Source organism: Polaribacter sp. M10 (genome assembly GCF_054968445.1).
The window spans coordinates 17,584-42,196 of sequence record NZ_JBSSBG010000024.1; the positions used below are offsets into that span (position 1 = coordinate 17,584).

38 protein-coding genes are annotated in these 24,613 nt (G+C 32.4%); 10 read left to right on the forward strand and 28 right to left on the reverse strand.

Annotated elements, in window-relative coordinates; all coding sequences use genetic code 11:
* Positions 1-159 precede the first annotated feature (159 nt).
* The 7 genes from ACWYN7_RS15660 (at position 160) to ACWYN7_RS15690 (ending at position 8,038) form a co-directional block, all read left to right on the forward strand.
* The gene (locus ACWYN7_RS15660) at positions 160-591 is read left to right on the forward strand and encodes a hypothetical protein (RefSeq protein WP_462860915.1); all 432 of its coding nucleotides are present in this window, start codon (positions 160-162) and stop codon (positions 589-591) included.
* Positions 591-2,159, forward strand: coding sequence for a hypothetical protein (locus tag ACWYN7_RS15665; protein WP_462860916.1), 1,569 nt, complete (start codon positions 591-593; stop codon positions 2,157-2,159). Before ACWYN7_RS15660 ends, ACWYN7_RS15665 begins: the two co-directional genes overlap by 1 nt.
* Positions 2,160-2,178: 19 nt before the next feature.
* Entirely contained in the window at positions 2,179-2,619 is a 441-nt protein-coding gene (locus ACWYN7_RS15670; protein WP_462860917.1) for a phage protein Gp36 family protein, read from the forward strand.
* A 3-nt stretch (positions 2,620-2,622) separates the two neighbouring features.
* Complete coding sequence (locus ACWYN7_RS15675) at positions 2,623-5,073, forward strand: phage portal protein family protein (protein ID WP_462860918.1); 2,451 nt, start codon at positions 2,623-2,625, stop codon at positions 5,071-5,073.
* Complete coding sequence (locus ACWYN7_RS15680; RefSeq protein ID WP_462860919.1) at positions 5,074-6,903, forward strand: tape measure protein; 1,830 nt, start codon at positions 5,074-5,076, stop codon at positions 6,901-6,903. It abuts the gene before it with no gap.
* A gap of 71 nt (positions 6,904-6,974) precedes the next feature.
* Positions 6,975-7,496, forward strand: coding sequence for a phage virion morphogenesis protein (locus ACWYN7_RS15685; protein WP_462860920.1), 522 nt, complete (start codon positions 6,975-6,977; stop codon positions 7,494-7,496).
* A complete protein-coding gene (locus ACWYN7_RS15690; protein WP_462860921.1) occupies positions 7,493-8,038 on the forward strand; it encodes a hypothetical protein in 546 nt (181 codons plus the stop codon). The genes ACWYN7_RS15685 and ACWYN7_RS15690 overlap by 4 nt, the downstream gene beginning before the upstream one ends.
* A 296-nt stretch (positions 8,039-8,334) precedes the next feature.
* Here ACWYN7_RS15690 and ACWYN7_RS15695 read toward each other — a convergent pair whose 3' ends face one another.
* The 5 genes from ACWYN7_RS15695 to ACWYN7_RS15715 form a co-directional block, all read right to left on the reverse strand.
* Positions 8,335-8,820 carry a hypothetical protein gene (locus ACWYN7_RS15695; protein WP_462860922.1) on the reverse strand — a complete coding sequence of 162 codons (486 nt, stop codon included), beginning with the start codon at positions 8,818-8,820 and terminating at the stop codon, positions 8,335-8,337.
* Between the two features lie 2 nt (positions 8,821-8,822).
* Entirely contained in the window at positions 8,823-9,020 is a 198-nt protein-coding gene (locus tag ACWYN7_RS15700; protein WP_462860923.1) for a hypothetical protein, read from the reverse strand.
* A 166-nt stretch (positions 9,021-9,186) separates the two neighbouring features.
* The gene (locus ACWYN7_RS15705; RefSeq protein ID WP_462860924.1) at positions 9,187-9,852 is read right to left on the reverse strand and encodes a hypothetical protein; all 666 of its coding nucleotides are present in this window, start codon (positions 9,850-9,852) and stop codon (positions 9,187-9,189) included.
* A 91-nt stretch (positions 9,853-9,943) separates the two neighbouring features.
* Complete coding sequence (locus tag ACWYN7_RS15710) at positions 9,944-10,159, reverse strand: hypothetical protein (RefSeq protein ID WP_462860925.1); 216 nt, start codon at positions 10,157-10,159, stop codon at positions 9,944-9,946.
* Between the two features lie 2 nt (positions 10,160-10,161).
* Positions 10,162-10,530: a hypothetical protein gene (locus ACWYN7_RS15715; RefSeq protein ID WP_462860926.1), complete on the reverse strand. Its 369-nt coding sequence runs from the start codon at positions 10,528-10,530 to the stop codon at positions 10,162-10,164.
* A gap of 140 nt (positions 10,531-10,670) precedes the next feature.
* Between ACWYN7_RS15715 and ACWYN7_RS15720 the strand changes: the two genes are divergently transcribed.
* Positions 10,671-10,934: a hypothetical protein gene (locus ACWYN7_RS15720; RefSeq protein ID WP_462860927.1), complete on the forward strand. Its 264-nt coding sequence runs from the start codon at positions 10,671-10,673 to the stop codon at positions 10,932-10,934.
* A gap of 410 nt (positions 10,935-11,344) precedes the next feature.
* Here ACWYN7_RS15720 and ACWYN7_RS15725 read toward each other — a convergent pair whose 3' ends face one another.
* The 23 genes from ACWYN7_RS15725 to ACWYN7_RS15835 all read right to left on the reverse strand — a co-directional run bounded on the left by ACWYN7_RS15725 (position 11,345) and on the right by ACWYN7_RS15835 (position 22,402).
* On the reverse strand, positions 11,345-11,476 hold the full coding sequence (locus tag ACWYN7_RS15725) for a hypothetical protein (RefSeq protein ID WP_462860928.1): 132 nt from the start codon (positions 11,474-11,476) through the stop codon (positions 11,345-11,347).
* Between the two features lie 2 nt (positions 11,477-11,478).
* Positions 11,479-11,925, reverse strand: coding sequence for a hypothetical protein (locus ACWYN7_RS15730; RefSeq protein ID WP_462860929.1), 447 nt, complete (start codon positions 11,923-11,925; stop codon positions 11,479-11,481).
* A complete protein-coding gene (locus ACWYN7_RS15735) occupies positions 11,922-12,086 on the reverse strand; it encodes a hypothetical protein (protein WP_462860930.1) in 165 nt (54 codons plus the stop codon). The genes ACWYN7_RS15730 and ACWYN7_RS15735 overlap by 4 nt, the downstream gene beginning before the upstream one ends.
* A gap of 184 nt (positions 12,087-12,270) precedes the next feature.
* Positions 12,271-12,465, reverse strand: a complete 195-nt coding sequence (locus ACWYN7_RS15740) for a hypothetical protein (protein WP_462860931.1) — start codon at positions 12,463-12,465, stop codon at positions 12,271-12,273.
* A 120-nt stretch (positions 12,466-12,585) separates the two neighbouring features.
* On the reverse strand, positions 12,586-13,635 hold the full coding sequence (locus tag ACWYN7_RS15745) for a nucleoid-associated protein (RefSeq protein ID WP_462860932.1): 1,050 nt from the start codon (positions 13,633-13,635) through the stop codon (positions 12,586-12,588).
* A gap of 5 nt (positions 13,636-13,640) precedes the next feature.
* Positions 13,641-13,787, reverse strand: coding sequence for a hypothetical protein (locus tag ACWYN7_RS15750; protein WP_462860933.1), 147 nt, complete (start codon positions 13,785-13,787; stop codon positions 13,641-13,643).
* A 2-nt stretch (positions 13,788-13,789) separates the two neighbouring features.
* Entirely contained in the window at positions 13,790-13,996 is a 207-nt protein-coding gene (locus ACWYN7_RS15755) for a hypothetical protein (protein ID WP_462860934.1), read from the reverse strand.
* 37 nt (positions 13,997-14,033) lie between these two features.
* The gene (locus tag ACWYN7_RS15760) at positions 14,034-14,480 is read right to left on the reverse strand and encodes a hypothetical protein (RefSeq protein ID WP_462860935.1); all 447 of its coding nucleotides are present in this window, start codon (positions 14,478-14,480) and stop codon (positions 14,034-14,036) included.
* A 37-nt stretch (positions 14,481-14,517) separates the two neighbouring features.
* Positions 14,518-15,063: a hypothetical protein gene (locus ACWYN7_RS15765; RefSeq protein WP_462860936.1), complete on the reverse strand. Its 546-nt coding sequence runs from the start codon at positions 15,061-15,063 to the stop codon at positions 14,518-14,520.
* A gap of 1 nt (position 15,064) precedes the next feature.
* Positions 15,065-15,298 carry a hypothetical protein gene (locus ACWYN7_RS15770; RefSeq protein ID WP_462860937.1) on the reverse strand — a complete coding sequence of 78 codons (234 nt, stop codon included), beginning with the start codon at positions 15,296-15,298 and terminating at the stop codon, positions 15,065-15,067.
* Between the two features lie 187 nt (positions 15,299-15,485).
* Positions 15,486-15,638, reverse strand: coding sequence for a hypothetical protein (locus ACWYN7_RS15775; protein WP_462860938.1), 153 nt, complete (start codon positions 15,636-15,638; stop codon positions 15,486-15,488).
* Between the two features lie 152 nt (positions 15,639-15,790).
* Positions 15,791-15,943 (reverse strand): hypothetical protein, encoded by a 153-nt coding sequence (locus ACWYN7_RS15780; protein ID WP_462860939.1) that lies wholly within the window; start codon positions 15,941-15,943, stop codon positions 15,791-15,793.
* Between the two features lie 4 nt (positions 15,944-15,947).
* Positions 15,948-16,397 (reverse strand): hypothetical protein, encoded by a 450-nt coding sequence (locus ACWYN7_RS15785; protein ID WP_462860940.1) that lies wholly within the window; start codon positions 16,395-16,397, stop codon positions 15,948-15,950.
* On the reverse strand, positions 16,366-16,584 hold the full coding sequence (locus tag ACWYN7_RS15790; RefSeq protein WP_462860941.1) for a hypothetical protein: 219 nt from the start codon (positions 16,582-16,584) through the stop codon (positions 16,366-16,368). Before ACWYN7_RS15790 ends, ACWYN7_RS15785 begins: the two co-directional genes overlap by 32 nt.
* Entirely contained in the window at positions 16,581-16,763 is a 183-nt protein-coding gene (locus ACWYN7_RS15795) for a hypothetical protein (RefSeq protein WP_462860942.1), read from the reverse strand. Before ACWYN7_RS15795 ends, ACWYN7_RS15790 begins: the two co-directional genes overlap by 4 nt.
* Positions 16,764-17,008: 245 nt before the next feature.
* Positions 17,009-17,635 (reverse strand): DUF3164 family protein, encoded by a 627-nt coding sequence (locus ACWYN7_RS15800; RefSeq protein WP_462860943.1) that lies wholly within the window; start codon positions 17,633-17,635, stop codon positions 17,009-17,011.
* A 12-nt stretch (positions 17,636-17,647) separates the two neighbouring features.
* Positions 17,648-17,821 carry a hypothetical protein gene (locus ACWYN7_RS15805; RefSeq protein WP_462860944.1) on the reverse strand — a complete coding sequence of 58 codons (174 nt, stop codon included), beginning with the start codon at positions 17,819-17,821 and terminating at the stop codon, positions 17,648-17,650.
* Positions 17,822-17,826: 5 nt separating this feature from the next.
* The gene (locus tag ACWYN7_RS15810; protein ID WP_462860945.1) at positions 17,827-18,183 is read right to left on the reverse strand and encodes a hypothetical protein; all 357 of its coding nucleotides are present in this window, start codon (positions 18,181-18,183) and stop codon (positions 17,827-17,829) included.
* Positions 18,184-18,189: 6 nt separating this feature from the next.
* Positions 18,190-18,816, reverse strand: a complete 627-nt coding sequence (locus tag ACWYN7_RS15815) for an ATP-binding protein (protein ID WP_462860946.1) — start codon at positions 18,814-18,816, stop codon at positions 18,190-18,192.
* Positions 18,809-19,264: a hypothetical protein gene (locus ACWYN7_RS15820; RefSeq protein ID WP_462860947.1), complete on the reverse strand. Its 456-nt coding sequence runs from the start codon at positions 19,262-19,264 to the stop codon at positions 18,809-18,811. The genes ACWYN7_RS15815 and ACWYN7_RS15820 overlap by 8 nt, the downstream gene beginning before the upstream one ends.
* Entirely contained in the window at positions 19,264-20,109 is an 846-nt protein-coding gene (locus ACWYN7_RS15825; RefSeq protein ID WP_462860948.1) for an AAA family ATPase, read from the reverse strand. Before ACWYN7_RS15825 ends, ACWYN7_RS15820 begins: the two co-directional genes overlap by 1 nt.
* Positions 20,110-20,119: 10 nt before the next feature.
* On the reverse strand, positions 20,120-22,165 hold the full coding sequence (locus tag ACWYN7_RS15830) for a hypothetical protein (RefSeq protein ID WP_462860949.1): 2,046 nt from the start codon (positions 22,163-22,165) through the stop codon (positions 20,120-20,122).
* Between the two features lie 6 nt (positions 22,166-22,171).
* Entirely contained in the window at positions 22,172-22,402 is a 231-nt protein-coding gene (locus ACWYN7_RS15835) for a hypothetical protein (RefSeq protein WP_462860950.1), read from the reverse strand.
* A 64-nt stretch (positions 22,403-22,466) separates the two neighbouring features.
* Here ACWYN7_RS15835 and ACWYN7_RS15840 point away from each other — a divergent pair, with 64 nt between their 5' ends.
* The gene (locus ACWYN7_RS15840; RefSeq protein WP_462860951.1) at positions 22,467-23,246 is read left to right on the forward strand and encodes a S24 family peptidase; all 780 of its coding nucleotides are present in this window, start codon (positions 22,467-22,469) and stop codon (positions 23,244-23,246) included.
* Between the two features lie 571 nt (positions 23,247-23,817).
* The gene (locus ACWYN7_RS15845; RefSeq protein ID WP_462860952.1) at positions 23,818-24,519 is read left to right on the forward strand and encodes a suppressor of fused domain protein; all 702 of its coding nucleotides are present in this window, start codon (positions 23,818-23,820) and stop codon (positions 24,517-24,519) included.
* The last annotated feature ends 94 nt before the right edge of the window (positions 24,520-24,613 follow it).

The following is a 24,613-nucleotide window of genomic DNA, read 5'->3' on the forward strand; positions in this document are numbered from 1 at the left end:
GTTAAGGCAAATATGAAACACATTTTCAAGTAAAAAAAGGTTGTTAGTTCGTCACTAAATCAAATAGTTAAGTGACTAAATATTTTTATTTAGTGACGAATTGAAGTGCTTTATAATGTGTAAAGTCTAAACCATATTTGCATAGATAATACATTGATTATGGCTAAAAAAAGAGAGATTTCTAACGAGGATAAAAAGAACATCGCTTACGACTTGTACATGAATACACAGCTTTCTCAAAAGGAAATTTGTGAACGAGTTCATATAACTGAAGCAACTTTTACCTCTTGGAAAAAGAAACACGATTGGGAAATTCACAAACAAGCCTTTTCTATTACTGCTCAGAATATTGTTGCCAATTTAATGGAGAAAGCACACACCATGAGCCAAGCTGAAAAGGTGGATGCTGATGCCATTATTAAAATTGTAAAATCTATTGAAAGCCTAACTGATAAGAAAATTACAGTAAGCAATATTATTAACGTATTTAAAGACTTTACCACATTTGCTTTTGAAATTGACCCAGAAGGAGCTAAACTCATCAACAAATTACAAAAGGCATATGTAGAACATAAAATCGATAATCATTAATGGCAGAAATAATCACTAAAAAAGATTATAAAGATTGGCTGGAGTTTTGTAAACGGGTACAAAACAGCACCGGTATTCGCTTTAATGAAGATAAAGAAGAGCAAAATGCTCGTAAAAAAAGAGGTTTACGAGATTACAATTATTTTGTTAAAACTTACTTCCCCATTTATGCAGATGCAGATTGTGCCGATTTTCACATTAAAGCTGCCAATGCCATTTTAAAAGATAAAAACATTCTAGCAGTTTTAGAGTGGGCAAGAGAACATGCAAAATCAGTTCATGCCACCATTATAATACCTATGTGGTTAATTGCTCACGGAGAGCTAACAGGAATGATTTTAATGGGTAAAAACAATGATGATGCCTGTAATCTTTTGGCAGATTTACAAGCCCAATTGCAATACAATGAACTTTTTGCGCACGATTTTGGACAGCAATACAATTACGGTTCTTGGGAAGAAGGCGATTTTACCACAAAAGCAGGGTTACGTTTTTTAGCAATTGGTAGAAATCAATCTCCAAGGGGAGCTCGTAAAAATGAAAAGCGACCAAATTATGCTGTTATTGACGATGTTGATGATGATGAAATTGTATACAATTCCAAGCGAGTTGATAAGGTGGTCAATAACATTATGGGGGCTTTGTATTTCGCTTTATCCATAAAAGGCGCACGTATGGTGGTTGCTGGTAACAGAATACATCACAACTCTATTTTAGCCAACATTGTAGGCGATACTAAAAGAGATGGCAAAAAACGAAAAGGCGTTTATCATTCTAAAGTATATGCTTTGAAATTAAGAAGTATTATAAGAAATACAGCAGGAGATATTATTGGTGGTATTCCATCTTGGCCAAGATACACCTTTCAACAAATTTTAGCAAAAATGCAAAAAGCAGGTCACGTTTTGGCAATGCGTGAATTTTTCCATAAAACAGAAGTAGAAGGGAAAATCTTTAAAAACCATTTGTTTCGTTTTGCAAGAATGCCAAGGTTACAAAAAATGAAAGTAATTGTGGGGTATTTTGATCCTTCTTTTGTCAATTCTGCAACTTCCGATTTTAAAGCGGTTCGACTTTGGGGAATTTATAACAACAAAAAATGGTGTATTGATAGCTTTGTTAGACGATGCGAACTAGAAGAGGCTTTTAAATGGATGATATCCGTAGAAAAGCAGTTACCTAACAATGTAGCTGTTATCTGGTATATCGAAAAGCAATTTATCAACAAAAGTATTCAAAGAGCGCAAAGAAAGGTTGAACGTGAAATGCGTTATAAATTAAATGTAATTACAGACCATCGAAAAAAACCAAACAAGTACACACGTATGGTTCGTATGGAACCAGATTATACTAATGGATCTGTGTATTACAACATCGATAAAAAAGATGATCCTGATATGATTGAAGGGAACAATCAACTCAAAGCCATAGAACCTGGTTACAATACGCCTGATGACTCTCCTGATGCTGATGAAGGAGCTTGGTACTATTTAGACTTTCATTATGATGATGAAGCTTTTGATCCTCTCATTGGCTCTCGAGAAGTAGATGAGGATAGAAGATATTAATTAAAAAACAAAAATACGGATGAGTTATTTTTTAAAACCTACAGATTACAATGCACAAATAAGAAGTCAAGTCTTAAATGTGTTGACCAATCAAACTGATGATACTTTGCACACAGCAGAATTGGCAGCTCAAGAAGAAATTGAAAGCTATTTAAGAACACGTTATGATGTAGCCAAAATATTTGATTTAGATCAAGAAGATGAAGATAGAAGCAAGTTGATTGTGCTGTATATGGTAGATATGGCTTTGTATCATTTGCATTCTAACATCACACCAGATAACGTTCCTGAAATTCGCTATTTGCGATATACACGTGCCATTGAATGGCTCAAAAAGGTTTCTGATGCTAAAATAAGTCCAAACCTACCTGAATATGAAGAGTCTGAAAATCCTTTTGATAAAGGAGGTTCTCAATTCTTTTTTGGCGGTTCTAACGAAAAAGTAACTGAAAGATATTAAAATATGGATTTCAAAAAAACATATCAAGAATTTAAAGAAACTTTGTTTCCTGGTAATTCTGAAAAACAGAAAGTACAAAACGCTGTTAAGCAAATTACAGCGCAAATAAAACGTCAACATTCTTTGTACCGAAAAGAAATAAAAGAATGGAAGATGGCTAAAATTTCGGCATTAGATCAAGATATGCCACGTAGAGCAGATTTAATACTACTCTATATTGACATTTTAGAAGATGGCTTTATTTTTGGGCGTTGGAACAACAGAAAACTCCGAATTTCTAATAAGGACATTCAGGTGGTTAATAATGGTGAAGTAAATGACGAAAAAACTAAACTCTTAAAAAAGTTATGGTTTAATCGTTATTTAAAGTATTATATGGACAGCAAAGCTTTTGGACCTACTTTGGTTTTTCCTAAAAACTTGGATGAAGATGGATTGATAAAAGATTTAGACATTGTACCCAGAACCAATGTAGTTCCTGAAACTTGTGAGATTTTAAAGAATGTTTATGATCAATCAGGTGTACGTTTTGATGAATCTCCTTTAAAAGAATGGTGTTTATTATTGGGTGATGTAGATGATTTAGGCTTATTAAACAAAGCAGCTCCTTTATGGATTTTCAAAAAACACTCTTGGCAAAATTGGGATGAATTTGAAGAAATGTTTGGAATTCCTATGCGTATTGCAAAAGTAGCAACCTCAGACAAAAGAGTACAAAATGAGGTTGAAAAATGGTTAAAAACGTTGGGAAGTGCAGGTTATGGAATGTTTCAAGAAGGTACAGATTTAGAAATTAAAGAATCGCAAAGTAGAGATGCTTTTCAGGTATTTAATGAGAAAAGAAAAGCCTGTAATGAAGAAATTGCCATTCTCTTTGATGGCCAGTTTGAAAGTTCTACAGAAAGCGGCTCTAATGCAAAGGCAGGTATTGTAATTCAGAAAACTCAAGAAGAAATTACCAAAGATGATGCAACTACTGCCTTGTTTTCTATTAATGAGCAGCTACTACCATTTTTAATTCAAAGAGGCTATCCTTTTACTGAAGAGGATGAAGTACAATGGAATGATAACAAAGTTACTACTCCAGAAGAGCGTTTAAAAATCTTTGAAGGTGTTAAAAATCTAGGGTATTCAGTAAAAAAAGAACAAATTGAAACGGAGTTGGATGTAGAGCTTGACGATCAAGCACCACCAGAACCACCTAAGCCTCCATCAAATTTTAATTTGCCCCACAATTATAATGTAAGTTGTGGTTGTGGGGCGTGTTCAGATACTTATCGTGTTATCAATTTGGAAATTACAAACCAATTGACAAACGATGAGGAACAACTGCTACGTGAACTTTGGGAAAATAGGGATTCCATCAACTGGAGTTACAAAGAGTTTATGGCTACTCATGGTAAATTGATTTCTAATTTACGAGGTGGTTTTGGTAATGTAGATTTCGATTTTGAAAGTACAGATCATTTGGTGGTGGAAGCTTTGCAAAATAACATCCATAGGTTTGGAACTGATAAAACGCAAAAACAAATCTATGATTTAAACAACATCATTAAAGATGCTGATGTTGATACGGTTGAAAAGTTCTTTAAAAGAGCACAAAAAGTATTTCCTAACTATAAAAGAACTTGGGCGCAAACAGAATGGCAACAGGCATTCTCAACCTCTCAAGCTGCTGCATCTTATAGAAGATATATGGACAATGCAGATATTGCTCCTTTTTGGCAATATAAAACTGTGGCCGATGATAAAGTACGTCCTGAACATTGGAAATTACACAACAAAGTTTTTAGAAAAACTGATACCAATGCTTGGAAATTTCTAGCCCCAAATGGATGGAAGTGTAGATGTGATGATACAGAACTAATTGATTATGATGGAGAAATTATCTCTTTTGATGATGCCATTGGTTTAGATCCTGAAGGTTGGGAGAAAATGAAAAAAAGCGGACACAATGTAAACTGGGGAAATCAAAAAGAAGTGTTTACAGCAAGTCAGAGTTATTTGTATAAATTAAATATCAAACCCTTAAATGTTGATAAGTTTAGCTTTAAAACATTTGGTTTAAAAGCCTTTGAAAAGGTATTTAAACATGGTTTAATAGGTGAAAAAAATATTGATTTTAATGATTTTAAAGACAATTCTGGTGAAGCTGTTTTTAAAACTATTGAAAAATTGCCTGTTTGGATAACCGCAAAACTTTTTGAGACTATCGATGAAAACATCGCTCATAAAATAGAAGATGTTCTAAAAAATCCTGATGAAGTTTTTTGGTCTGACAAAAATAAAAAAACTGAAAAACGTTTTTTCAAGCATTTTAAAGATGGTAGTTTACAAGCAATCGTTATTGCAGATGGTATAAAAAAAGCACAATTAACTGCTTTTAAAAAGTATAAAAATCCAGACAAAAAGAGAAATGGTTTACTAATTTATAACAATAAAAAAAATAAGTAAATGGTAGGATTAGATTATGTAATCAACTTAATAGACAAATCTTTTTCTGGTGGAATGAAAGCCGCCAAAAAGAATACTGAAGGTTTAGACCAAGCTGTTGGCAAAACCAACAATCATATAGGTGGTTTAAAAGGATCTTCTAAAAAAGGATTTGGCTCAATTATTACCTGGGCAAAAAGAGCCGCTATTGCAACAGGATTGGTTTTTGCAATTGGGCAAGTTCAGGCTTTTGGTACAGAAATAACCAACCAAGCCTCAAAGTTTGAAGGTTACGAAAACGCCATAAAGTTTGCCTCTGGAGAAGATGGTGCGAAAAATTTACAGTTTCTCCAAAAAACAGTTAAAGATCTCAATTTAGATATTACCAGTTCTTACCAAGGTTTTCAAACTATTTCTGGTAGTTTAAAAGGCACAGCTCTAGAAGGTAAAGCCACCAGAGATATTTTTGAAGCTGTTGGAATAGCAGCTACAACAATGAACTTATCTGCTGATCAAAGTAAAGGCGCATTTTTAGCACTAGGTCAAATGGCATCTAAAGGTAAAGTACAAGCAGAGGAATTACGTGGACAATTAGGAGAACGTATTCCTGGTGCATTAGGTATTGCAGCTAAAGCAATGGGGGTTACTCAAGGAGAATTAAATAAAATGCTAGATAATGGAGAAGTATATGCTAATGACTTTCTTCCAAAATTTGCCAAAGAATTAAAGAAAACGTTTGAAGGTGGTTTGCCAGCAGCTGCCAATTCTATGCAAGCTGCAATCAATAAAAAGAATAATGCTTTAGTAAGTTTCAAAAAATCGTTTGGTGATAATATGAAACCTGCTATTATTGGCATTCTGAATTTAAAAACACAATTTTTTGGTTTTCTTGAGGAGTTTTTACCAAAGCTGAATCCTATATTATCATCCGTAGTTAATTTAGCCAAAGCATTTAAACCGTTAACAGATCGTTTGTTTGGTTTTGGTACAGCAATGGGTGGTGCAGATGGCGTTGCAAACGGATTAAAAAGCACTATTGATGCATTGGCTGTAGTTGTAGAAATAGCTGCTGAAGGTTTGGGTTTTGTTATTGATGTTTTAGAGCCTTTTGCCCCTTTAATTCTAGCTATTGTTGCAGCTCAATGGGCTTGGAATATTGCAATGACTGCAAACCCAATAGGTTTAATTATTGCAGGAATAGCTGCTCTTGCAGGTGGTTTAATTTATGCTTACAATAAAGTAGATTGGTTTAGAGGTGGAATTATGGCAACTTGGGAAGCTATTAAAGGTTTTGGTGGTGCCATAAAAACCTATGTAATAGATAGATTCAAACAAATGATTTCTGGTTTAACTGGTATTGCAACAGCTTTTAAACACTTTTGGAATGGAGATTGGCAAAAAGGGATTGAAGCTGGTAAGGAATCTATGAAAAATTTGTTGGGTACAGATGCCAACAAAAATTTAATTGAAAACCTTAAAAAAACAGGCGTTAATGCTGGCAAGGCTTATGTGGATGGTGTAAACCAAGCCAAAGCCAACAATACAAAAGATCTCAATTTATTTGATGCTACTAATAAAGTTACAACTAATACCGTAAAAGGAACTGCAACCGCCAATAGCAATGCCAATGCAGTTGCAGGTAGCAATGTTGCAGGCAATTCACAAAAATTGTCTGGAAGCGTTTCTGGTAGTACTGCCAGTAAGAACATCACTTTTAAAATTGAGAGCTTGGTTAAAGAATTGAAAATACAGCCACAAACTTTAAAAGAAGGAATGATTGATGTTGAAAAGCAAGTGAAAGATATTTTTATTAGAATGATGCGCGATGTAGAAACCCAAGCTTTTAACTAATGAATAACAACGCCCAACATTTTGAACAGTTTCTCAAAGATTATAAGGCTTTACGTAGAAAGCTACCTAGAATGTATGGTATTGAAGCTGTGAATCTATTTAAAGAAAACTTTGACAAAGAAGGCTTTATTGCTGGTAATGGACGTTTGCAAAAATGGAAACCTACTAATAGAAAAAAAGGTAGAAAAATTTTAACGAAATCCAGAAGGTTAAAAAGGGGAATACATATGAAAAGTTATTCTGCTGGAAAAATTGTTATTAGTGTAGATACCAATATTAAATATGCAGAGCTCCATAATTCTGGTGGAAAGTTAGAAATCACACCGAAAATGAGACGTTTTTTTTGGGCGAAGTATATTGAAACTTCCAATCAAGTTCTTTTTAATGTAAAATTAAAAAGAGAGGCAAGAACTAAAAAAAATAGAGAAATTAATGCTGAAGCTGAAATGTGGAAATCAATGGCTTTAACCAAAAAAACACATTTTGATATTCCAAAAAGACAGTTTATTGGAAACACTTTAGCAATGGAACCTCGTTTAAACAGACGCACCAGTAAAGAACTGAAAAAAATAACTCAAAAATATACCAAATGAGCAGCGTAAAAGGACATACCCACAAAGAAATTGAAACCTATTTAAAACAAGAATTAAGCGACTTAAAAGGTTTTGACAAGGACAAAGGCCAGTTTGAAAACATGAACAACCACGTGTTGCCTTTTCCCTATATTTTAATGAGTTATGGTAGAACTCCTTACGAAACATTATCTAATAAAGTATTAAAAGGTAATGTTACCCTACGTTTTAGAATTGGTTACGAAAACTATGCAGATAGTTTTGATGGATCTATTAACCAGGAGAAAGCTTTGGAATTTTTTGATTTTAACGAAAAAGTATTTAAGGCTTTGCAAGGTTTAAGCACTACCTATTTACGAAACTTAGAATTATCTGCAGATGAAGATGATGCTGACCATAAAAATGTAATTGTTACCATTATGGAGTTTTCTGGTACTTTAATTAATGATGCTGCTGAAGAGGGAAAAAACTTTACGCTAGTAGAACCAGATCTAGAAGTGAAACACAAAGTAGTTTTAACAAAGCCAGTTGAAGGTGAAAGTGATGAGTTTATTTTGCCTTAATAAAAAAACTCCATTAATTTAATTAATGGAGTTTTTACATATTTGCCTTTAAAGGCTATTTAAAGATGAATTACTATTGTTCATTCATCAGTTTAGTTTTACGTTTTCCATTGTAAATATTAAATCTTGTAAGTACCTAGATAATAGAATTAATTCTTTCTTATTGTATCTTTTATCAATTTTCACATCGTATGTCAAAACTCTTTTATCTCCTTCTCTCAAACCTCTAGGGTTTTGAAAATTCTCTAAAGTGCGTTTTTTTGTCGGTAAATTAGCAGTGAATTTTTGTATTTCCATTATTGCAATCTAGTAATTAACAAATTCAGTTCTCTTTTTTCAAACTCAGCGAGATTGCCAGTAGTAATAGCATCATTAAAATAAGTTGTGGCTTTGTTTTTAGCGGTTTTGTCGCCTTTTTTTGCTAAATAGTAGTACACCATCCCTTTTGCAATGGCAAGCCTTGGGTTATTGAGTTTATCATCAACAGCGTTGTAAAACGTTATGGCTTTGTTACAGAGATTACTATTTTTAGGTACCAGGTAACTTTGGCACTTGTTTTTTTTGATGTACATATTGTACAAATTCACTTGGGTAAGCAATACCAAAGAATCGTTTGGGTATTTAGACAATAGCTTTTCAGAAATTGTTGAGGCTGTTTTGTAATCATATTCAGACAAACCAGAAGCTTGGCTCAAGACACTTTGTAAAGCAATACTATCTTTAGGTTGTAATTGAGCAAATGTCAACAAAGGACATATCAAAAAAAGGAATAGCAATTTCATTTTTAGTAGTTTTTATAAAAACCAGTTTGCGAAACAATTAACCAAATGGTTTTTTGTGTTAATGGCAAAAACTCCTCTTCTAACAATTCTAAAGCATAATCACTAGCCAAACGTTTACTATCAACATATTTAGAATACTTTTCTCTAATACGTTCATTACGAGCTAATACTTTAGGATTTATTTGTTTTACTTCAGGCATTTTTGTTGTGGTGGTTTTTCAAAAATAACTTTTATTTGTTAGAATTACAATAGGCTATATAAAAAAACCACTCAAATTGAGTGGTTTAAAAAAAATTGCTGTGAAAAAGAATGAGGCCTTGCCTCTATTCAAATATAGTAAAATTTTATAATTGTCAAGTTAAAAGTTATTGCAAGATTAAACCATCATATGTATCCAAGGTTCTTTTGATGATATTTTTTTCTTTTCTGGTAATAATTCTATCTTTATGGTATTGCAAACCAACATATCTTACTTTTGCTGTTTTTGAGTTAGCTATCTTTTTAAGTAGAAGATATTCTGAGTTACCCACATTTATATCGAGCCATTCCCAAATTCTTGAATCATTATCTTTTTTCCAAGAACCAGTTAGTGTAAATTTTTCATCATCAACTAAAAAAATTGCTTCTTTTATAAAAAGCCAATCATTAGACGTGTATTGCAATTTTAATCTTAACCAATAGTTCTCACCTTTTTGACCAATATAAGGATAAATAAAATTTACATTGATAAAGTTAGGTGTTCTAGGATCATTGTAAAAAATAGTATTTTCAAATTCGTCAACTGTATTTTCAAATTTTTTTAAAGCTATTTTTGCCTTATCTTTTTTTTCTTGATTTATAAGGTTAATACTATCTTTAATTCTAATTTGTTTTTTTATTTCAGAGCTATCTTTAACAATAGAATTACTATTATTATCAATTATTTCAGTTTTTGTTTCATCACTGAAAATTGCACCAATAATTCCCAAAACAATAAATAAACCAATTAAACCAGCACATCCTAAACCCGCAATTTTAAAAAACTTTTTCATTTTTCTTTTATTAAATATTTATAAGTATTACATTTTTTTTTGTAAATATAAAAAATAAAGTGCTTGAAAGAAACAAAAAGCAGTTAAACTGCTATTGACAAGCTTGTGCTACTGCATCCATTTCTTTTTGCTTTTGATCTAATTGTAATTGATATATATTTCTTGAAGCTTCTGTAGGCGCATTATTTAATTGTTCTCTTATAATTTCGGCTTCTGCACCTAAAGTGTTTAATTTTTCGCTATCTATGGAGCATTCTTCAGTGCAACTTGCAAATGTGATTAATAATAGTAATAGTAGTTTTTTCATAATTATTTTTTAAGATAGATTTTAACCTTATCCAGAGGCATAAAATTAAGAATTTCAATAAAATATTTTGCAATTCTCAATTCGGCTTTCTTTTTATTTAACGGATTTTTTGTTAATAATTTACCTCCAGATTGCTCATAATATAAATTATCATTTGTAAAAGTTATTTCAGCCGCCCATTTATTATTAGAATTTAATATTGGAACTGTATTCACAGAAATTGCTCCTGTTTTGTATAAGAATACTTCTTGGAAATAATGGTTAAATCCAAATCTTGCATATTGTCCTGACCAGTGATTTATAATAAACTTACATACATCACTATCGCTGTTTTTTACAAAACTTAAAACTTCTTTTTCGAAATACTCCATATTTTTTTTTAGTAAAGATATCATACTTTCTCCATATCACAAAAAGCTAAAACAGCTAAAATACCTTTGTAGAAAATTTGTCCTTTTTGTTTTTAGCAAAAAGCAGCACTTTTGAATATTATTAATTTAAAACATAATTTATGAAACCTTATTTACAAAAATTAGAAGGAGAAACGCTTTGTTACAGGTATGCTGTTAACAATATTAGCATGGGAATTATTGGGGCATTAAATGACAAAAACGTAAAAAAACAAAAGCATATTGTAAAACGTCTAAAAGAGCTCTATAAAGAGATTAAAAAATTTCCTGCCTCATATAGAACTATTGAAGATATAGACTACAATGTAATTTCGGAAGCAATTAGAATAAAAGAAGAGGCTTATGAGTTGGTTTGTGAAATTTAAAGTCTAAGAAACTTTTAACAATTAACACTTTTTTTGTTGATAACCTGCAATTAAATTTAATTTTTAACCAAAACTAATGCCCTACTTTTGTGAATAGGTTTGGTACTCATAAGGCAGCATTAACTAAAAAAGATATTTAAGATTATGAGTATTCATAAAAAAGAGCCAAACACTCCAAGGGAGCAATGGCTCAAGATGTCCGAGGTTATTAGAGAAATTCTTAAATGGATTTACCTAATACTCTCAATGTAACTTATCCTTACATTAAAATTTCAGAGGGTGCATGTCTTGGAAGGGCTGCACTCTTTGTTTTTTTTCAGTACAAATATATATATATATGTTGTACAAATGTACACAAAAAAGTTAATTTTTATAGTTTTATGTACATTGCTATAGTTTTGTGTACTTTATTAAGTTTTTTGAATATTTAAATATTGTATTTTCCTTTTAGCAAGAGCAATAACGTTTAGCATTTCATCTGGGGTTAATCCAAAATCTTGCATTTGTTTAATCCATTTATTTGCTAGTTGTTCTGGTGTCATATTTAAACTTTCTCTAATTCTAAAAAGCCCAACATAATACCAGAAAACTCATCTTGAGAAAACCAGTCGTAAAAGTTATTTGCATCTTTAAAACCTTCCTTTTCAATGATGTCTTGTATATCCCATTTATATTGATATTGTCCATTAACAGACATTTCAAAACCATTATGATCATTAGTAACAAAAACTCTTTTGGTAGAAAGCTTGGTGCACTTTGCAAACTCCTGTTGTTTGCTTTTGTAAGCTTCACCTTTCCAAAAGCGCATTGAGAGAATGGCTTCTCCTTTATTTACAGCTCGTGCAACTTTTTTCCAATGGCTTTTTTCATCACTTCTAATGGTTGTGGTTTTGCTACCTTCTAAAATACTTTCTACAAAATGGGTTGGTTCTCCTGCTGCAGGATGACTTTTTAAAAAGTTTCTTGAAAATGTTATTACGTAGGTTTTCATTGCATAATTGTATTATCTATTTGCTGCACTATGTGGCACAGCTCACTTTCTGTGTAGGTACCTAATGAGTTAATACCAATACTTAAATCAAACACTTTTTGTTTATTTAAAATATGTGGTTGTAGGTGTACTTTAGTTTTTTCTATTGGTTTGGTGCTCATCTTTTTAGTATTTTTAAGCAATGAAAAATGTTATCTCGTTATTTAAAAGGCTTTTGCTTTTATTATTTGTGGTTCTGGCTATAGATTGTGCAACTGCATTATTGCTTTATTTGATGTCTCGTTAATTTTTGAACTTGACATAACCGCCAATAAAAAAACATTAAAACGTTTTTTATTTTAGTAGTTAGCATTCATTTGCCACCGCACCAAGTTCTGTATGCAGCTTATCTAATGCTTGCCATACTTTTAGTCTATTTCCATACAAAGGGCTTAAACCGCTTACTTCGTTCATTTCTTTCCAAGCTGCATCTTTAAGTTTTCCTATTTTTTTCTGAAGTCTTACTTGGTCTTTCCAAGATGTTAAATTTTTATTTGCCATCGCTAAAACGAAATGCTAACAAAGCCTATAAATAAAAGCCCTGTTAAGATTATTGTGTGAATTAAACTTTAGTATTAGGGCTTCAATTCATAGCCCAAGCGTTAGGTCAAATTCAGAGAACTACTTTTCATCATTAAAATAAACCTTGTAAAACTTCATTTTCTTTTCATCATCATAACCACGTTCTAAATATTCTGAGGCTGCATCTGGTGCATCTACATCTAATTTTATACTGATGTTAGTATCTAGCTTAATTTCGGTTTTTAGCTTGGCTTTTTCCTTTTTTAGTACTTTGTCTGATATATCAAAAGAGTTTCTTATTAAGACATCATTTAAACCTTCAAATTGTTTTTTGTAATTGAAAAACAATTCTTTTAAGCTATCATTTTCTAATACTTCATCTTCAAAATCATCAATTTTAATAGATTCGTGTTCTTTGCAATAGTCTATTGTATCTGCAATAAATTGGGCTTTCTTTTGAATTCCGAATTCTGGCTGTATCATTTCATCTGCAAAGTCTTTACATAATTGTAAATAATTTTTGGTGTGCGCATTATAATCATCTGCAGGTTTAACACCCAAAAAGTTTTTAATCCAGTATTGGGCATCATAATTATTGTTGTCTACAGATAATACAATTGCGCCTTCTGTATCTGAAGTATTTAAGATGATACAGCCTTTGTCTAGCTTTTGGGTAGAGATCCCTTTTTGCAAGGCTACATCAAATACATTGTCTTCTTTGTAGGTCTGAAAAAAATCGGCTTTGTTTTCTATTTTAAAAACTCCTACAGCTTCTGTTAAAATATCCTGGTATTGTAGGCCTTCAAAATACACAACTAATACGTCTCCTGTTTTTATTTGGGCTGAGTTACTTTGTTTATAAAGATGATCAACTATTTCTTTGGATACGTCAATAAAGTCATAAGGCTCTTCAAATATCCTTTCTGAAAAATCTTTCAAATTATTTAACTTTATATCTTTGAAGTTTAAAAAACGATAACTTTGCGTTAAGCTCATAAATGGTTTTAACAAAAATCTTTTTAATAGATCATAGCTTTCTTCATCGAACTTTATGGTATCATCTGAAAATGCATTGTGTCCGCTATTAAACTTATTGGCTACTTTGTGTAGAATTACTTTTGGCATTTCTGCTCTGGTTGTATTAATCATAACTTTTATTTTTGGGTTTTTAATTTTGTTTCTGCTTCAATTTTTGCGATGTAAGCTCGTTTTAGTTCGTCTACTAAAAACTTTTTGGGGTGCTTCATCATTTCTGCTTTCCATTCTGCCCCATAAGGAATGTATTCTTTTGTTTCTGGCATAATTATTTATCTTTTAAAACATCTACTTTATCTTCATTAAAAAAGGTTACGAATAAGGCAACCCAAAACAATACTAAAATTGTGATGACAATACCCCAAACCAATTGTGGTGCATTCCAATAATGCAAACCTTGTACAATTACATAAGTCCCCACAACTGGAAATCTTGTAGGAATATTTTTACGGTCAATTACTTTTTTTTGTTCCATTTTCTCTCTATTTAATTGCCTTTTAAAGGCGGGTTAATTACTTTTTAAATTTGTGTTCGGTTGCTACTCTTTTACGCTCTAATTTTTCTGCATCTGGGGTTAAATAGTAGTTTTTCTGCAATCTTTTTTCCAAATCTTCATTCATATTCGTTTCTCTGCTCAAACTCTTTTTAATAGCCATTTTTTCGCGTTCTTGGCTGTATTTTTTTATTTCTCTTAAAATGCGTGCTGGAGAAAGCTTGTAGATTTCGGCTTCTTTTAATCGAATGCAGATTACTACTAAGTCTTCGAGCTTTAAATTTCTGTATTCGTACTTGTATAAAATTTCTGTGGCTATTGCTTCAGCTTTGCTAAATGGCATTTTAGTATCGAAATACAAAGCAACTGACTGAAATAAATTGCAAATACATCTAATGGCTTTGTCTTCATCTACCTTGGCAATTAAGCCTATACTTTTACTCTTACTTTCTAAGGCACTCTGCATAGTTAAATTGCCAAAATGTTTAACAACCAGTCTGTTTTTATATTGAGACTGAGCTGTTAGATCCAGTAGTGTTAACTCCGTTTTCTCTGATGATTTCTCTGATAATGACATTTAGCTTACTGTTTATGTATTTTAGATCCATTTGCTTTTGATGAAATTCACTTAAGCTGTCCCAACTATTTAAGAGCAGGTTCCAGTTGGCTAAGGCTGCAGTTTCATCGCCATTATTTATTTTTTTGAGATAAACAATGATGGCTTTTAAAGCATTGGTTTCTGCACCAGCGTGTTTAGGATCTAGATTGTTATTTTCTTTTCTGTAGAATTGGTACCAGGCACTTAAAAACTTTGAGAATTCTGTTTTTGGCTTTTGCACTTCTGAAGTATAAACCACAGTGGCCTGATTCTTTTTTATAAAAGCGTCGAAGTCTTTTTCATTTAATGGGAATAGATAGCCAATATATTTTAAAACAAGTTCATCTAAAGGACCTCGAACTTTTTTTACTTGCAGAAACTTGCCATCTCTGTAAGTAACCTTTAAATCTACTTTCTGCTCTACAAGGTGTATGTTGTGGTGTGTAGTCATTTTAAAAATCTATTTCTATTATCGAGATTCTTCCATTAATTTGTAAATAAACTTGATATAGATGGGCTATTTCTGAATTGTCTTTTAATGACCAAACCCAATCTTGTAAAAAATCTTCAAAATTGGATCTTTCCATTTCTGTAGTTTTAGCGAATTTTCTGAGGTGTCTTTTTATCAATTTTGATAAAAACATCTCTAAAACTTCTGCTTGTTTATCTCTTATTAGTTGTGGCATACTTTTTATTTCTTCGGGTTAAATACCTTATTTTGTTGAATTCGGGTTAAGAGCCTTATTTATTCTTTTACTGTAACAAGGCTTATTTAAAAGCAGCTGTAGTTCCACGAGCTCTTCTGTGGAGCAAGCCCTTAAATAAGTGTTAGGATTTACATCTAATGTAAAGACTTTTTGAACTTTAGGCATATTACTTGGTTTTAAATTGGCACTCTAAAATGGCACCATCTGGAAATTGAATTGTATAATCGTTTCTAAGCGTACGCTCTACAGCCTCAGCAAGTTTAAAGTTCTTGTGGCTTTCAAATTTAAATTGAGCGTCTGTTGTGGTTATTGTGTACATATTAACCAAAGATTACTATTAGTGTTAGGCATATCATAGCTACTGCAATTAATAAAAAGCAACCTACACCAACTGGGTTAGATTCTGGTGCGCAATTACAAGCTTGGCCTGTTCCGTAAATTGGGCACGTTGGGCATTTATCGTCCATCATATTATAAATTTTTTATATAGTTAAAAAAAGCTGTTTGCAAACTTGGTTTTTCTATTGGTGGGTTTGCAATCCAATTACCATTGCAATCTTTTATAATGGTATGGTCTTCTACTTGGTAGGTTCCTGGTTCTAGTTCTTTGAATTTGTATGCCATAATGCTACTTATAAGTTCCTTTAATAATTTGATCAAAAACAAAAATGAGTTTGCTTACTTCATTAGGTGTCATTGCACGCAATGGTTTTTTAATTGGACTTTTGTCTGATCGTAAAAAATTGTGCAAACGTTCTAAATCTGCAACCTCTCCATAATCATTATGTTTTACCACCCATTGTGCAGTTCTTAGCCTGCTGAGTAAAGACATGTGCTGAGTGTTATTTTTATCGAACTTGCCCCAGCTTGTGGTATCAACCTCTCCATTATTTAAAAAGAAAAGTATGTCTTCAGCTTCAATTCTGGTGAGTTCTTTTGTGGTTGTAATTTTTCTACCAGTTTGTGCTGATAAAAAAGTAAGGCGTTCAGCTCTATCTAGCTTTTCTTTGCTCAGCTTAATTTGTATTTGCTGAACTTGGTATTTGTCAATTAGTACTGGTTTTTCTGCTGTTTCCATTTCTACTTTTTAAAATTTGTTTTATTTCTGCTACATATGAATAGCATCCCTTAAATTTTTCTCGAGCTTCATCTTTATCCTTAGCATCAATTTCTGTTGAAAACTCAACTCCAAAACCTTCGAAAACTATTTTAAATCTAGTTTCACCATCTTTTAAAGGTGTTGAGATTGTATAATTCGTTTTCATCTTAATACTTCTGTCTTATGATCAACTCGTACCCATTTTTTACCATTTGCCATTTTCTCAGCTTCTAATGCTTTGGCTTTGGCTAATGCTTCTTTGGCTTTTTCTCTTAGATCTTTCGGATTTGTTTGTAAATAGCTTCTGTTATCTTTATCAACATCGGCTTTGGTATGTTTTTTCATAGTGATAAGTGGTTTTTAGTGATTGCCTCAGCAGTTCCTTGCCTGCTGAGGCGCTGCAATAGTCTATGCCTTTTCGGCTCTTGTTTATGCTCCCTTGCCAAAATCGCTTTTGGAGCAGTCCCCCAACTGCTAAGCATACGCTTCAAGGGATACCTCCCCTTAATTAAAAGTTTCTGGCGGTTTCTTGTTTTTTAGCAGTACTAAAATCAAGATGAAAAATATTAAGTATGGTAATATCTTTTCCATTATAGGCTAGATAAGTTAAGTTCTATATTATGGTATTTACCATCTTCACCTTTAATCCAAACCCTTCTATATGTTTTAGATCTTGGTCTTCTAATTGCTTCTCGAATTAATTTAATAGCCTCTGAAAATAATGGAGACTTTACTTTATCTTCGTATCTGGTAAGCTTTAATACTTGCTTAGTATCTAAATTGCCACTTCTTTGTGCCTCAAAAGCATCAATAACCATTGGCTTTATAAATTCGTTCTTAGACTCTATATTATTATCTAAGAACTCGTCTAGTTTTTCTTTGGCTGCTGTTATAGTTAGGCTATCAAATACAATTGGCTCGTTAACATTAATTTCAATTTTAATAGATCTATCAAAATTGTACCAGGTATAATTTCCTTTCGTTTTTTTGCTGATGCCTTTAGATAGCATATAAGCGTCATAAGCTTCTTGAGATAAATCTGTTAACAAATCGTTTAAGGCTTGCAGTCTTTTATTTACATCTAAGGCAGCTTTTACTGCTTTACTTGCAGAGCGTTCGTGCAAACGTTCTACTTTTGTGGTTCTGTTGTAAGGTATTTTTGTTCCAGACTCATCTATCCAAACCTTATCTGATGCTTTTTGCTGATTGTATTTCATAATTATTGATTATTAAATTTCTATTGTTTTTAAATCCTTTTCGTCCATTTCTGTGAGTTTGCCTACATAGTAATTTCGGCTACTTTCCCATTGTTTGTAATCTTTGTGCAGTAGTCCGTTGGTTAACATTAAATCGTTTAATTCTTGCACTTTTTTTTCTAGTTGAGTTACTGTTAGCTTTGCCATAGGTTTTAGTTTAGTTGATGAAAATTAATGTAGTCTGCTTTCTTAGGCTTATAACTATCTAGTAGCGGCTTTGGATAAAAAAGAAATATTTTTTGAAGCGTTATTTTATAGGCGTCTCTCATATTTTGTTGATTGATATATTTTGAGCCTAAAAAGCATTCGTTTTCTTTTAAAAACTTCTTTTCTAATTTCTGCTGTTCTAAGATGTACCAGCTGTTCACTTTTTTATCGAGCATAATACGTTGTAAAACAATACTGCTTTCACTACTTTGTATTCTGCACCAGTGCATATAAGTACTGTAGAGAATGCGCTCGTATTTTGCTTTTGAGCCTCCTATTAATTGTAAAATTTTTTCCTCCATCGTTATTTATTTTAAGTCTCCGTGATAAATTGCTGCTCTTTCAGCGTTAATTACATAAGGCTCTCCACCACCATTTAATCGTTTCTTGGGGAAACCTTTAAAACCTTCAACTGGCACTTGTATATCTACATCATACCAGATGTCTTTTGCTAATGCTCCTTTTAGGGTTCCTTTGTCTATATGGCTGATATAGATGATTCCTTTTTTAGGGTAGAACTCATTTTTGAAATTGAAATACTCAGCCTTATTCATTCTGAAATATTGAATAGAATCAATAACTACAAAGTCTGGCGACCTTTGCTTTCTCAACCTTTTCGTAAGCTCTGGCAGTTGTTCCTTATCTAAAATCAAAAACTTATCTGCTACTTGTTCCATATTATTACGTTCCATAGCCATTTGTAAAGTGTGGCTAAATCCTTGCTCAATGCTGTTATAAGCTACTTTACCAAAATTGGTTAAGTACTTACTCAGCTGAATTGCCATCTCTGTTTTTCCGCTTCCAGATTCGCCATAAACTATCATACTAAATTGTTTACAGGGTTTACCAAAGCTTTCTTCCCAAGAACCAGTAAAAGGCATTAAATCGAACTTTTTACTTAATAAATCTTTTACATTAAAGGCTCTTTTACTCATTCTTTTGCATTCGTTTTTTAATTCTTGAAATAGACATATCAGATGTGTTATAATCTTTGGCAATTGTCTTTAAAGTTTCGCCCGCTTTTAATCTTTTTTCTATTTTTGGGATATCCACTTTAGCTATTTTACTTCTTGAAGATCGTTTGGCATTTTTCTTTTCTGGATTGGTACCACAAGGCGCAAAAAATAAGTTGGTATAATGAAAACCTTTTGCTTTTACTTTTCTGGTGGCACACCATCTTGGATTTTCTGCCATTCCATTCCAACATTCGCAAACTAACTTTGCTATGCTGTACATATTGCCTTTAAAGTAGACGTATTTTAAATCGTTGTTTCTAGAGCTTCTGTTGGCTTTTCTAACTTCTAAGGTTTCTCCTAAATAAAGCACTGAGGTACCATCTTCATTTACTTTTAAGCCTTCTATTTCTGGGTGATATCTATACATTATCTACAAGTTTTTAAAATTCTAATAGCTTCAGATGCTATTCTTAAATCTCCTTTACAACTTTTCTGAATTTTAGAAATAGCAGTACTGTCAATAATTCCTTGCCCCTCGCACAATTTCTTTACATCTAGGGCACTTGTTTGTTCAAATTCTACGTAGGTTCCGTATCTACTTTGTAGCTCTTCATAACCTTTTTTTCGAACCCTAACACCATCTTCAATTCTTTTTTTGAAATAGTAAGTTGAAAATAAGGCGATACCACATTTCCATTTTAATTCGTTATAAAAGGTGATTAAAAACCACAACAAAGGATCTTTTAACTTATCAACTTCATCCAATATTAAAAGTGGGGGTGTGTCGTATGCTGTTAGGCAGTCTATAACTTCCTCAACCATAAAAGGAACTTTGTTATGCGGGTTTTTAACACCCATTTGCTTCAATAATTTTTGTAAGAAATATCTATCATCCCAATGACCAGCGCATTCAATTCTAATTACGTCTGGATTTTCTTTAGCATACTGTTTTGTAATTTCTGATTTACCAGAACCTGCAGGAGCTAAAAAAGTTAAAACAGATTGAGACTGCTTTGCGCTATCTAAGTCATTAAATAAAGTTTTAGCATTTTCTGTATTAACAAATTGCCAGTTTTGAGAGTTATAGCCAATTTGGTTTCCTATTTTTCTGAACATATCATCTGCATAAGGTTCCCAATTGCCATTTACCAAGTGAGATATTACTGCTGACGAAACTCCTTTTAAAGAAGCCGCTGCCTTATTTTGTGAACCTTTGTTGCTGATGTATACTTTTAACAAGTCAACTATTTTTATTTTCTCTTTTTGTTCCATCGTTTTGTAATTATTTATTTAACATTCTATCAAATAGCGAGTTGCTATCACTTTCTAAATTTTCTTCTTTGGTTGCAAATGCGGCTCTTTTTGCATTGAATTCTGCATTATTGGCAACCCAGCTGTTTTGTTCATCAATTAAGGCCTCTCTACTAATTCCAGTACGTTCTACTATTTCCATATATGCGTTCCAGTCTCTGGCCTCTTCTTTGGCTCTTATTGCGATATCTTCCAACACCCTGTCATATTCTCCTGGTTGCTGTAAAATGGCAACTTCTACACTGGTACGTTTCTTTTCAGCATACGCCACAAATACCTTTTCATTCTTTTCGTTAAGCCTATAGAGTGCCACAAAATCATCTAGATAATCAGGGTCATAACTCACAATTAAACTTTGCTGTACGTACTTTCTTCTAAAATCGATATCAACCACTTTTTTACCTTCAGCATTTTCTGTATATACTTCATATAAGTAATCTACACCAGCAACTGTTAACGGCATTCCGTGTGCTAAATGCTTACGTTTACGCTCGTTAATCCAGAAGAGTGAAACTCTATCTAACGTGTCTAATTTTTGAGTGTATTTAGAAGCCGTATTGAAAAATTCGTTTCTAGTTTTGGTGTCTTTTCTAGTTCGTTTGCTGTTGTTCCATTCCAGAACCATTAGCTCCCAATGTTTTTGCAATTCCTCAAAAGTTGGTAATGCACCTTTATTTTCGTGGATAAAATCCATATTAGCCTTAGATCTGCTTTGCTTGGTTTTAATCCCTTGTCCATCAGAAAACCATCTTTTCATAATAACTTGTTGCTGAAGCCTGTTAAAACGTTGCTCTATAGGATTACCTTTACGACCTACTTTATGATGATAATGTTGCCCACCTTTTGCAATTACTTTAGAGTACAGCTCTTGCATTTTTTTAGATCTGTGGGCAGATTGAGCGTCATAGGTAAATAAGTAAGGCTTTGCCCCAGCTTCATCAACTGCCATTCTTAGAGCTATAAAATGATCAACATGATTTTCTGTTTGTGAGAAGGAATAGCCGATTATCTTTTCTGAATAGACATCCATAACCACATTGATTTTGCAAACTGCTGCCATTTTTGAGTTAGTGTCCCAATAATGCACTGCATCGAATTTTGTACCATCAATTGCCCAATGTGCATTGGGGAATAATCTGTTTTTGTCTTTACTTAAAGTATGCGCATATTGTTTGTTGTATTCGTCTTTACCCTCAGATGCTAAAGTCCAAATACGTACATTTTCTGGCTTGGTTAAAAAGTTATGGATTGCGCCTTCAGATAAATAACTCCAGCCTTTTTCGGCTCTTGTTTCATTATACAAATCCCAAAGTTCGTAATAGGAATAATTGATAGGTAAACACTTGTAAGCCATTAACCAGTCACCAATTTCATCAGAAATCTTAGTAGAGTTGTTATTACAATAGTTATCGTGAATTAAACCTTCAAGTCCAATTCTTGAATAACGCTTATTTGCTTTTTGTAAAATACAGGCTTCGTATTTTGCTCTTAAAGCTCTTGGATTGGTTGGTACATCAAAAGGATAACGTTGTTTAATATCATTGGATAAATTCTGAATTGATTTCGCAAACCTGGTCCATAATTCGCCTTTGTTAATTTTTGGGTTTGCAGTAGTTACTTTTGTATGGACTGTTCTAATAGCATTAAAAACAATTGCATTAGCAGTATACTCTTCAACTGCTCCCTCATTAACCTCACTTAAAAAACGCCCATCTTCCAACTCGTAATTTGCAAAGAAAGCAGCCGCATTTTCATCGTACTTTAAATATTTAGAGAAGTCAATTGTTTTACTTTGCTCATAAGGATCTATTTGCAAATCGTGTTCGATAATATTTCTGAAACGTTGTGGTAAACTTTCGTATACGTACCAAGCATAACCTCCAAGGCCACCACCAGCTTTAGCCTTTTTAACTTTGCCTTGACTTTTTAAGTTTTGAATGTAAGATGAAGATATTACTCCAATTTCATCAAGCCAATTAGCCCTTACACATAACGTATTTTGGTGGTATTCAAACATAATTTATTAGTTTAAGTTATTTGCTTTTTCTTGAAGTTGCTTTTTTGCCTCTTCTTTAAGGAGCTTATCCTCTGCAACTAATTTTTTATACTCCTTGGTAAGTTGGTCAGGCATTACACCTTTACGATCTCCACGTATAGACTTTCTGATATAGTCAATAGAGTATCCGTACTTAATATTTAAAGCACTTAGAATATCCTCATTGTAATTGATTCTTTTTTTCGTAGGTTTACACATTGTTTATTTTGTCTTTTTGTACAGGACAAATTTAACGAAATAATTCGCTTAAAAACAAAATATTATGCAAGATAATTCGCTTTTCAAGAAAAAAATACTTCAATTCATTGATTTCAAAGGGATTAAAAAAGCGACTTTTTACCGCGAAACTGGTATTACAAGGAGCACATTAGATAAAAAAACAGGTTTATCAGAAGATAATATTGCGAAATTTTTCGCAACATACCCAGAAGTCAGTGCCGAATGGCTTTTAGCTAATAGGGGAGATATGATAAAAAAAGATAACTTAATTAGTGAGCCACCTATAAGTTACCAAACACCTCAAATAGTTACAGTTGATAGCCAACAAGAAGATAATATTGTGTTTGTACCTGAAAAGGCTCAAGCCGGTTATTTAAACGGATATAACAGTCCTAAGTTCATACAAAAATTACCAAGCTACAGGCTTCCAAATGTAAATAATGGTATTTTTAGAATGTTCCAGGTATCAGGTTTTTCAATGGTTCCAACTCTACACAACAAATCGATAGTTACAGGTCAATTTGTAGAAAATTGGCAGAATGATATTGTTGACAACAGAATTTACATAGTTGTAACTGATAATGAGGGTGTTGTAATTAAACGCTGCTTAAATAGAATAAAAAAATATGGCACCATCTTTTGTAAATCAGATAATAGAAGAGAATACCCAAGTTACCCAGTAGAAGTAACTAATATAAAAGAAGTTTGGGAAGTAAAATTAGCGTTATTATATAATCTGCCAGATCCTACAGATTTATATGACCGAATGAATGATTTAGAGGCAGAATTATATAACCTAAAACATCAAATTAACTCTAAGTAACTATATTACAACACCTTAAGAAATAAACTCAATCTTAATCATACATCATACCCCTATCAACTCAATACTTTTTTTGAGTATTTAAGCATTTTTTAGCTTCTTTTTTACACAAACTCAACCAGTTTTTTACTTTTTTTTGTGACACCTTTTGTGACACCTATAGTGACTGCAAACCCTTTCTTTACCATTTTATTAGCATCAACAAAAAGGTACTCATTCTTGGCCCAAAAATGGGTTTAAACAGTTATTTAAAGGGTACTAAATATGCGCTAAAGCCTTAAATACAGTAGTATTATAGCATTATTACAAAATAGTAGTAGTAAATTATTAAAAGGTGGTATTTAACTGGTAGTAGTATTATAGTTAAATGGCATTAAATTATAGTATATTGTACTTTTTGTTAAGCTATGTAAAAACACCTAAAACGCTCAAAACCCTTGTTTTTATTGGCTTTTTGGGGTTTTATTTAAAAAACCTTTTTGTACTTTTCGTTTTTTGGGGGGTAATTTAGTGCTTAAACCAAGCAACAAACCTTATACAACAACGTTGGCAACAAGCTGAAAAAGAACTTATGGCTGAATACAAAAATCCGTTCTCGGACAGAAAACATTACTACGAACACACTGAATGGATTGCTGAACATATAGATGATTTTTTTGACGAGAATTTAACAACAGTATTTCACGAAATTCCAACTTTTGACATACATCTTGATGTTTATTTTATAAAACCAAAAAATGCACCTTTCAATATTCTTTTGACTTCTGGAATGAGCACTCTAAAAATGAATGTGTCTGAACAAGCCGAAAATCCAAAGGAATTAGAATTTGCAGAATTAATGATGTTAATCCCAAAAGACATTGAATTTGACCAAATTTACACAGGAGAAAACAAAAATGATTGGATAATTACTATTCTTAAAAAGACTGCAAAGTTTCCTCACTTTTATGATACTTGGATAGGAATTGGACATACAATACAAGCAGAAGAGGATTTGACGCCTTATAGCACAGATACGGACTATGTAGGTGCATTAATTCTTCCTTCTGTGACATTCGGAAAAGATTTTACAGAAATAAAGAAAAATGGTCGAAAAATAAATATTTACAACGTTCTACCTCTTTATAAAAATGAGATGGAATTTAAAATAGAAAACGGATATAATAAGTTGTTGGACTTATTAATAAAATCGAACGGAAAGGAAATGCTGGATTTGAAAAGGGAAAATCTACTTTCCAAAAAGTCGATTTGGAATAGAATATTAGGAAAATAAAAAAGAAAGCCAATTGCCAACACCGTATATAATTTATTGCTAGTTCTAGCCTACTTACGAAAATCCTCGCGGATTTTCTATTCGGTTTTTATTT

Coding starts and splice junctions, on each gene's coding strand:
- ACWYN7_RS15735 (WP_462860930.1), bottom strand. CDS start 12,086: ATGAGCACCAAACCAATAGAAAAAACTAAAGTACACCTACAACCACAT.
- ACWYN7_RS15795 (WP_462860942.1), bottom strand. CDS start 16,763: ATGAAAAAACATACCAAAGCCGATGTTGATAAAGATAACAGAAGCTAT.
- ACWYN7_RS15730 (WP_462860929.1), bottom strand. CDS start 11,925: ATGAAAACCTACGTAATAACATTTTCAAGAAACTTTTTAAAAAGTCAT.
- ACWYN7_RS15715 (WP_462860926.1), bottom strand. CDS start 10,530: ATGGAGTATTTCGAAAAAGAAGTTTTAAGTTTTGTAAAAAACAGCGAT.
- ACWYN7_RS15835 (WP_462860950.1), bottom strand. CDS start 22,402: ATGTGTAAACCTACGAAAAAAAGAATCAATTACAATGAGGATATTCTA.
- ACWYN7_RS15805 (WP_462860944.1), bottom strand. CDS start 17,821: ATGGCAAAGCTAACAGTAACTCAACTAGAAAAAAAAGTGCAAGAATTA.
- ACWYN7_RS15685 (WP_462860920.1), top strand. CDS start 6,975: ATGTATGGTATTGAAGCTGTGAATCTATTTAAAGAAAACTTTGACAAA.
- ACWYN7_RS15790 (WP_462860941.1), bottom strand. CDS start 16,584: ATGAAAACGAATTATACAATCTCAACACCTTTAAAAGATGGTGAAACT.
- ACWYN7_RS15680 (WP_462860919.1), top strand. CDS start 5,074: ATGGTAGGATTAGATTATGTAATCAACTTAATAGACAAATCTTTTTCT.
- ACWYN7_RS15665 (WP_462860916.1), top strand. CDS start 591: ATGGCAGAAATAATCACTAAAAAAGATTATAAAGATTGGCTGGAGTTT.
- ACWYN7_RS15825 (WP_462860948.1), bottom strand. CDS start 20,109: ATGGAACAAAAAGAGAAAATAAAAATAGTTGACTTGTTAAAAGTATAC.
- ACWYN7_RS15765 (WP_462860936.1), bottom strand. CDS start 15,063: ATGACTACACACCACAACATACACCTTGTAGAGCAGAAAGTAGATTTA.
- ACWYN7_RS15670 (WP_462860917.1), top strand. CDS start 2,179: ATGAGTTATTTTTTAAAACCTACAGATTACAATGCACAAATAAGAAGT.
- ACWYN7_RS15785 (WP_462860940.1), bottom strand. CDS start 16,397: ATGGAAACAGCAGAAAAACCAGTACTAATTGACAAATACCAAGTTCAG.
- ACWYN7_RS15745 (WP_462860932.1), bottom strand. CDS start 13,635: ATGATTAATACAACCAGAGCAGAAATGCCAAAAGTAATTCTACACAAA.
- ACWYN7_RS15710 (WP_462860925.1), bottom strand. CDS start 10,159: ATGAAAAAACTACTATTACTATTATTAATCACATTTGCAAGTTGCACT.
- ACWYN7_RS15760 (WP_462860935.1), bottom strand. CDS start 14,480: ATGCAGAGTGCCTTAGAAAGTAAGAGTAAAAGTATAGGCTTAATTGCC.
- ACWYN7_RS15840 (WP_462860951.1), top strand. CDS start 22,467: ATGCAAGATAATTCGCTTTTCAAGAAAAAAATACTTCAATTCATTGAT.
- ACWYN7_RS15755 (WP_462860934.1), bottom strand. CDS start 13,996: ATGGAACAAAAAAAAGTAATTGACCGTAAAAATATTCCTACAAGATTT.
- ACWYN7_RS15695 (WP_462860922.1), bottom strand. CDS start 8,820: ATGAAATTGCTATTCCTTTTTTTGATATGTCCTTTGTTGACATTTGCT.
- ACWYN7_RS15690 (WP_462860921.1), top strand. CDS start 7,493: ATGAGCAGCGTAAAAGGACATACCCACAAAGAAATTGAAACCTATTTA.
- ACWYN7_RS15800 (WP_462860943.1), bottom strand. CDS start 17,635: ATGAAATACAATCAGCAAAAAGCATCAGATAAGGTTTGGATAGATGAG.
- ACWYN7_RS15740 (WP_462860931.1), bottom strand. CDS start 12,465: ATGGCAAATAAAAATTTAACATCTTGGAAAGACCAAGTAAGACTTCAG.
- ACWYN7_RS15815 (WP_462860946.1), bottom strand. CDS start 18,816: ATGAGTAAAAGAGCCTTTAATGTAAAAGATTTATTAAGTAAAAAGTTC.
- ACWYN7_RS15725 (WP_462860928.1), bottom strand. CDS start 11,476: ATGACACCAGAACAACTAGCAAATAAATGGATTAAACAAATGCAAGAT.
- ACWYN7_RS15750 (WP_462860933.1), bottom strand. CDS start 13,787: ATGCCAGAAACAAAAGAATACATTCCTTATGGGGCAGAATGGAAAGCA.
- ACWYN7_RS15675 (WP_462860918.1), top strand. CDS start 2,623: ATGGATTTCAAAAAAACATATCAAGAATTTAAAGAAACTTTGTTTCCT.
- ACWYN7_RS15720 (WP_462860927.1), top strand. CDS start 10,671: ATGAAACCTTATTTACAAAAATTAGAAGGAGAAACGCTTTGTTACAGG.
- ACWYN7_RS15700 (WP_462860923.1), bottom strand. CDS start 9,020: ATGCCTGAAGTAAAACAAATAAATCCTAAAGTATTAGCTCGTAATGAA.
- ACWYN7_RS15820 (WP_462860947.1), bottom strand. CDS start 19,264: ATGTATAGATATCACCCAGAAATAGAAGGCTTAAAAGTAAATGAAGAT.
- ACWYN7_RS15780 (WP_462860939.1), bottom strand. CDS start 15,943: ATGGCATACAAATTCAAAGAACTAGAACCAGGAACCTACCAAGTAGAA.
- ACWYN7_RS15775 (WP_462860938.1), bottom strand. CDS start 15,638: ATGTACACAATAACCACAACAGACGCTCAATTTAAATTTGAAAGCCAC.
- ACWYN7_RS15770 (WP_462860937.1), bottom strand. CDS start 15,298: ATGCCACAACTAATAAGAGATAAACAAGCAGAAGTTTTAGAGATGTTT.
- ACWYN7_RS15660 (WP_462860915.1), top strand. CDS start 160: ATGGCTAAAAAAAGAGAGATTTCTAACGAGGATAAAAAGAACATCGCT.
- ACWYN7_RS15845 (WP_462860952.1), top strand. CDS start 23,818: ATGGCTGAATACAAAAATCCGTTCTCGGACAGAAAACATTACTACGAA.
- ACWYN7_RS15705 (WP_462860924.1), bottom strand. CDS start 9,852: ATGAAAAAGTTTTTTAAAATTGCGGGTTTAGGATGTGCTGGTTTAATT.
- ACWYN7_RS15810 (WP_462860945.1), bottom strand. CDS start 18,183: ATGGAGGAAAAAATTTTACAATTAATAGGAGGCTCAAAAGCAAAATAC.
- ACWYN7_RS15830 (WP_462860949.1), bottom strand. CDS start 22,165: ATGTTTGAATACCACCAAAATACGTTATGTGTAAGGGCTAATTGGCTT.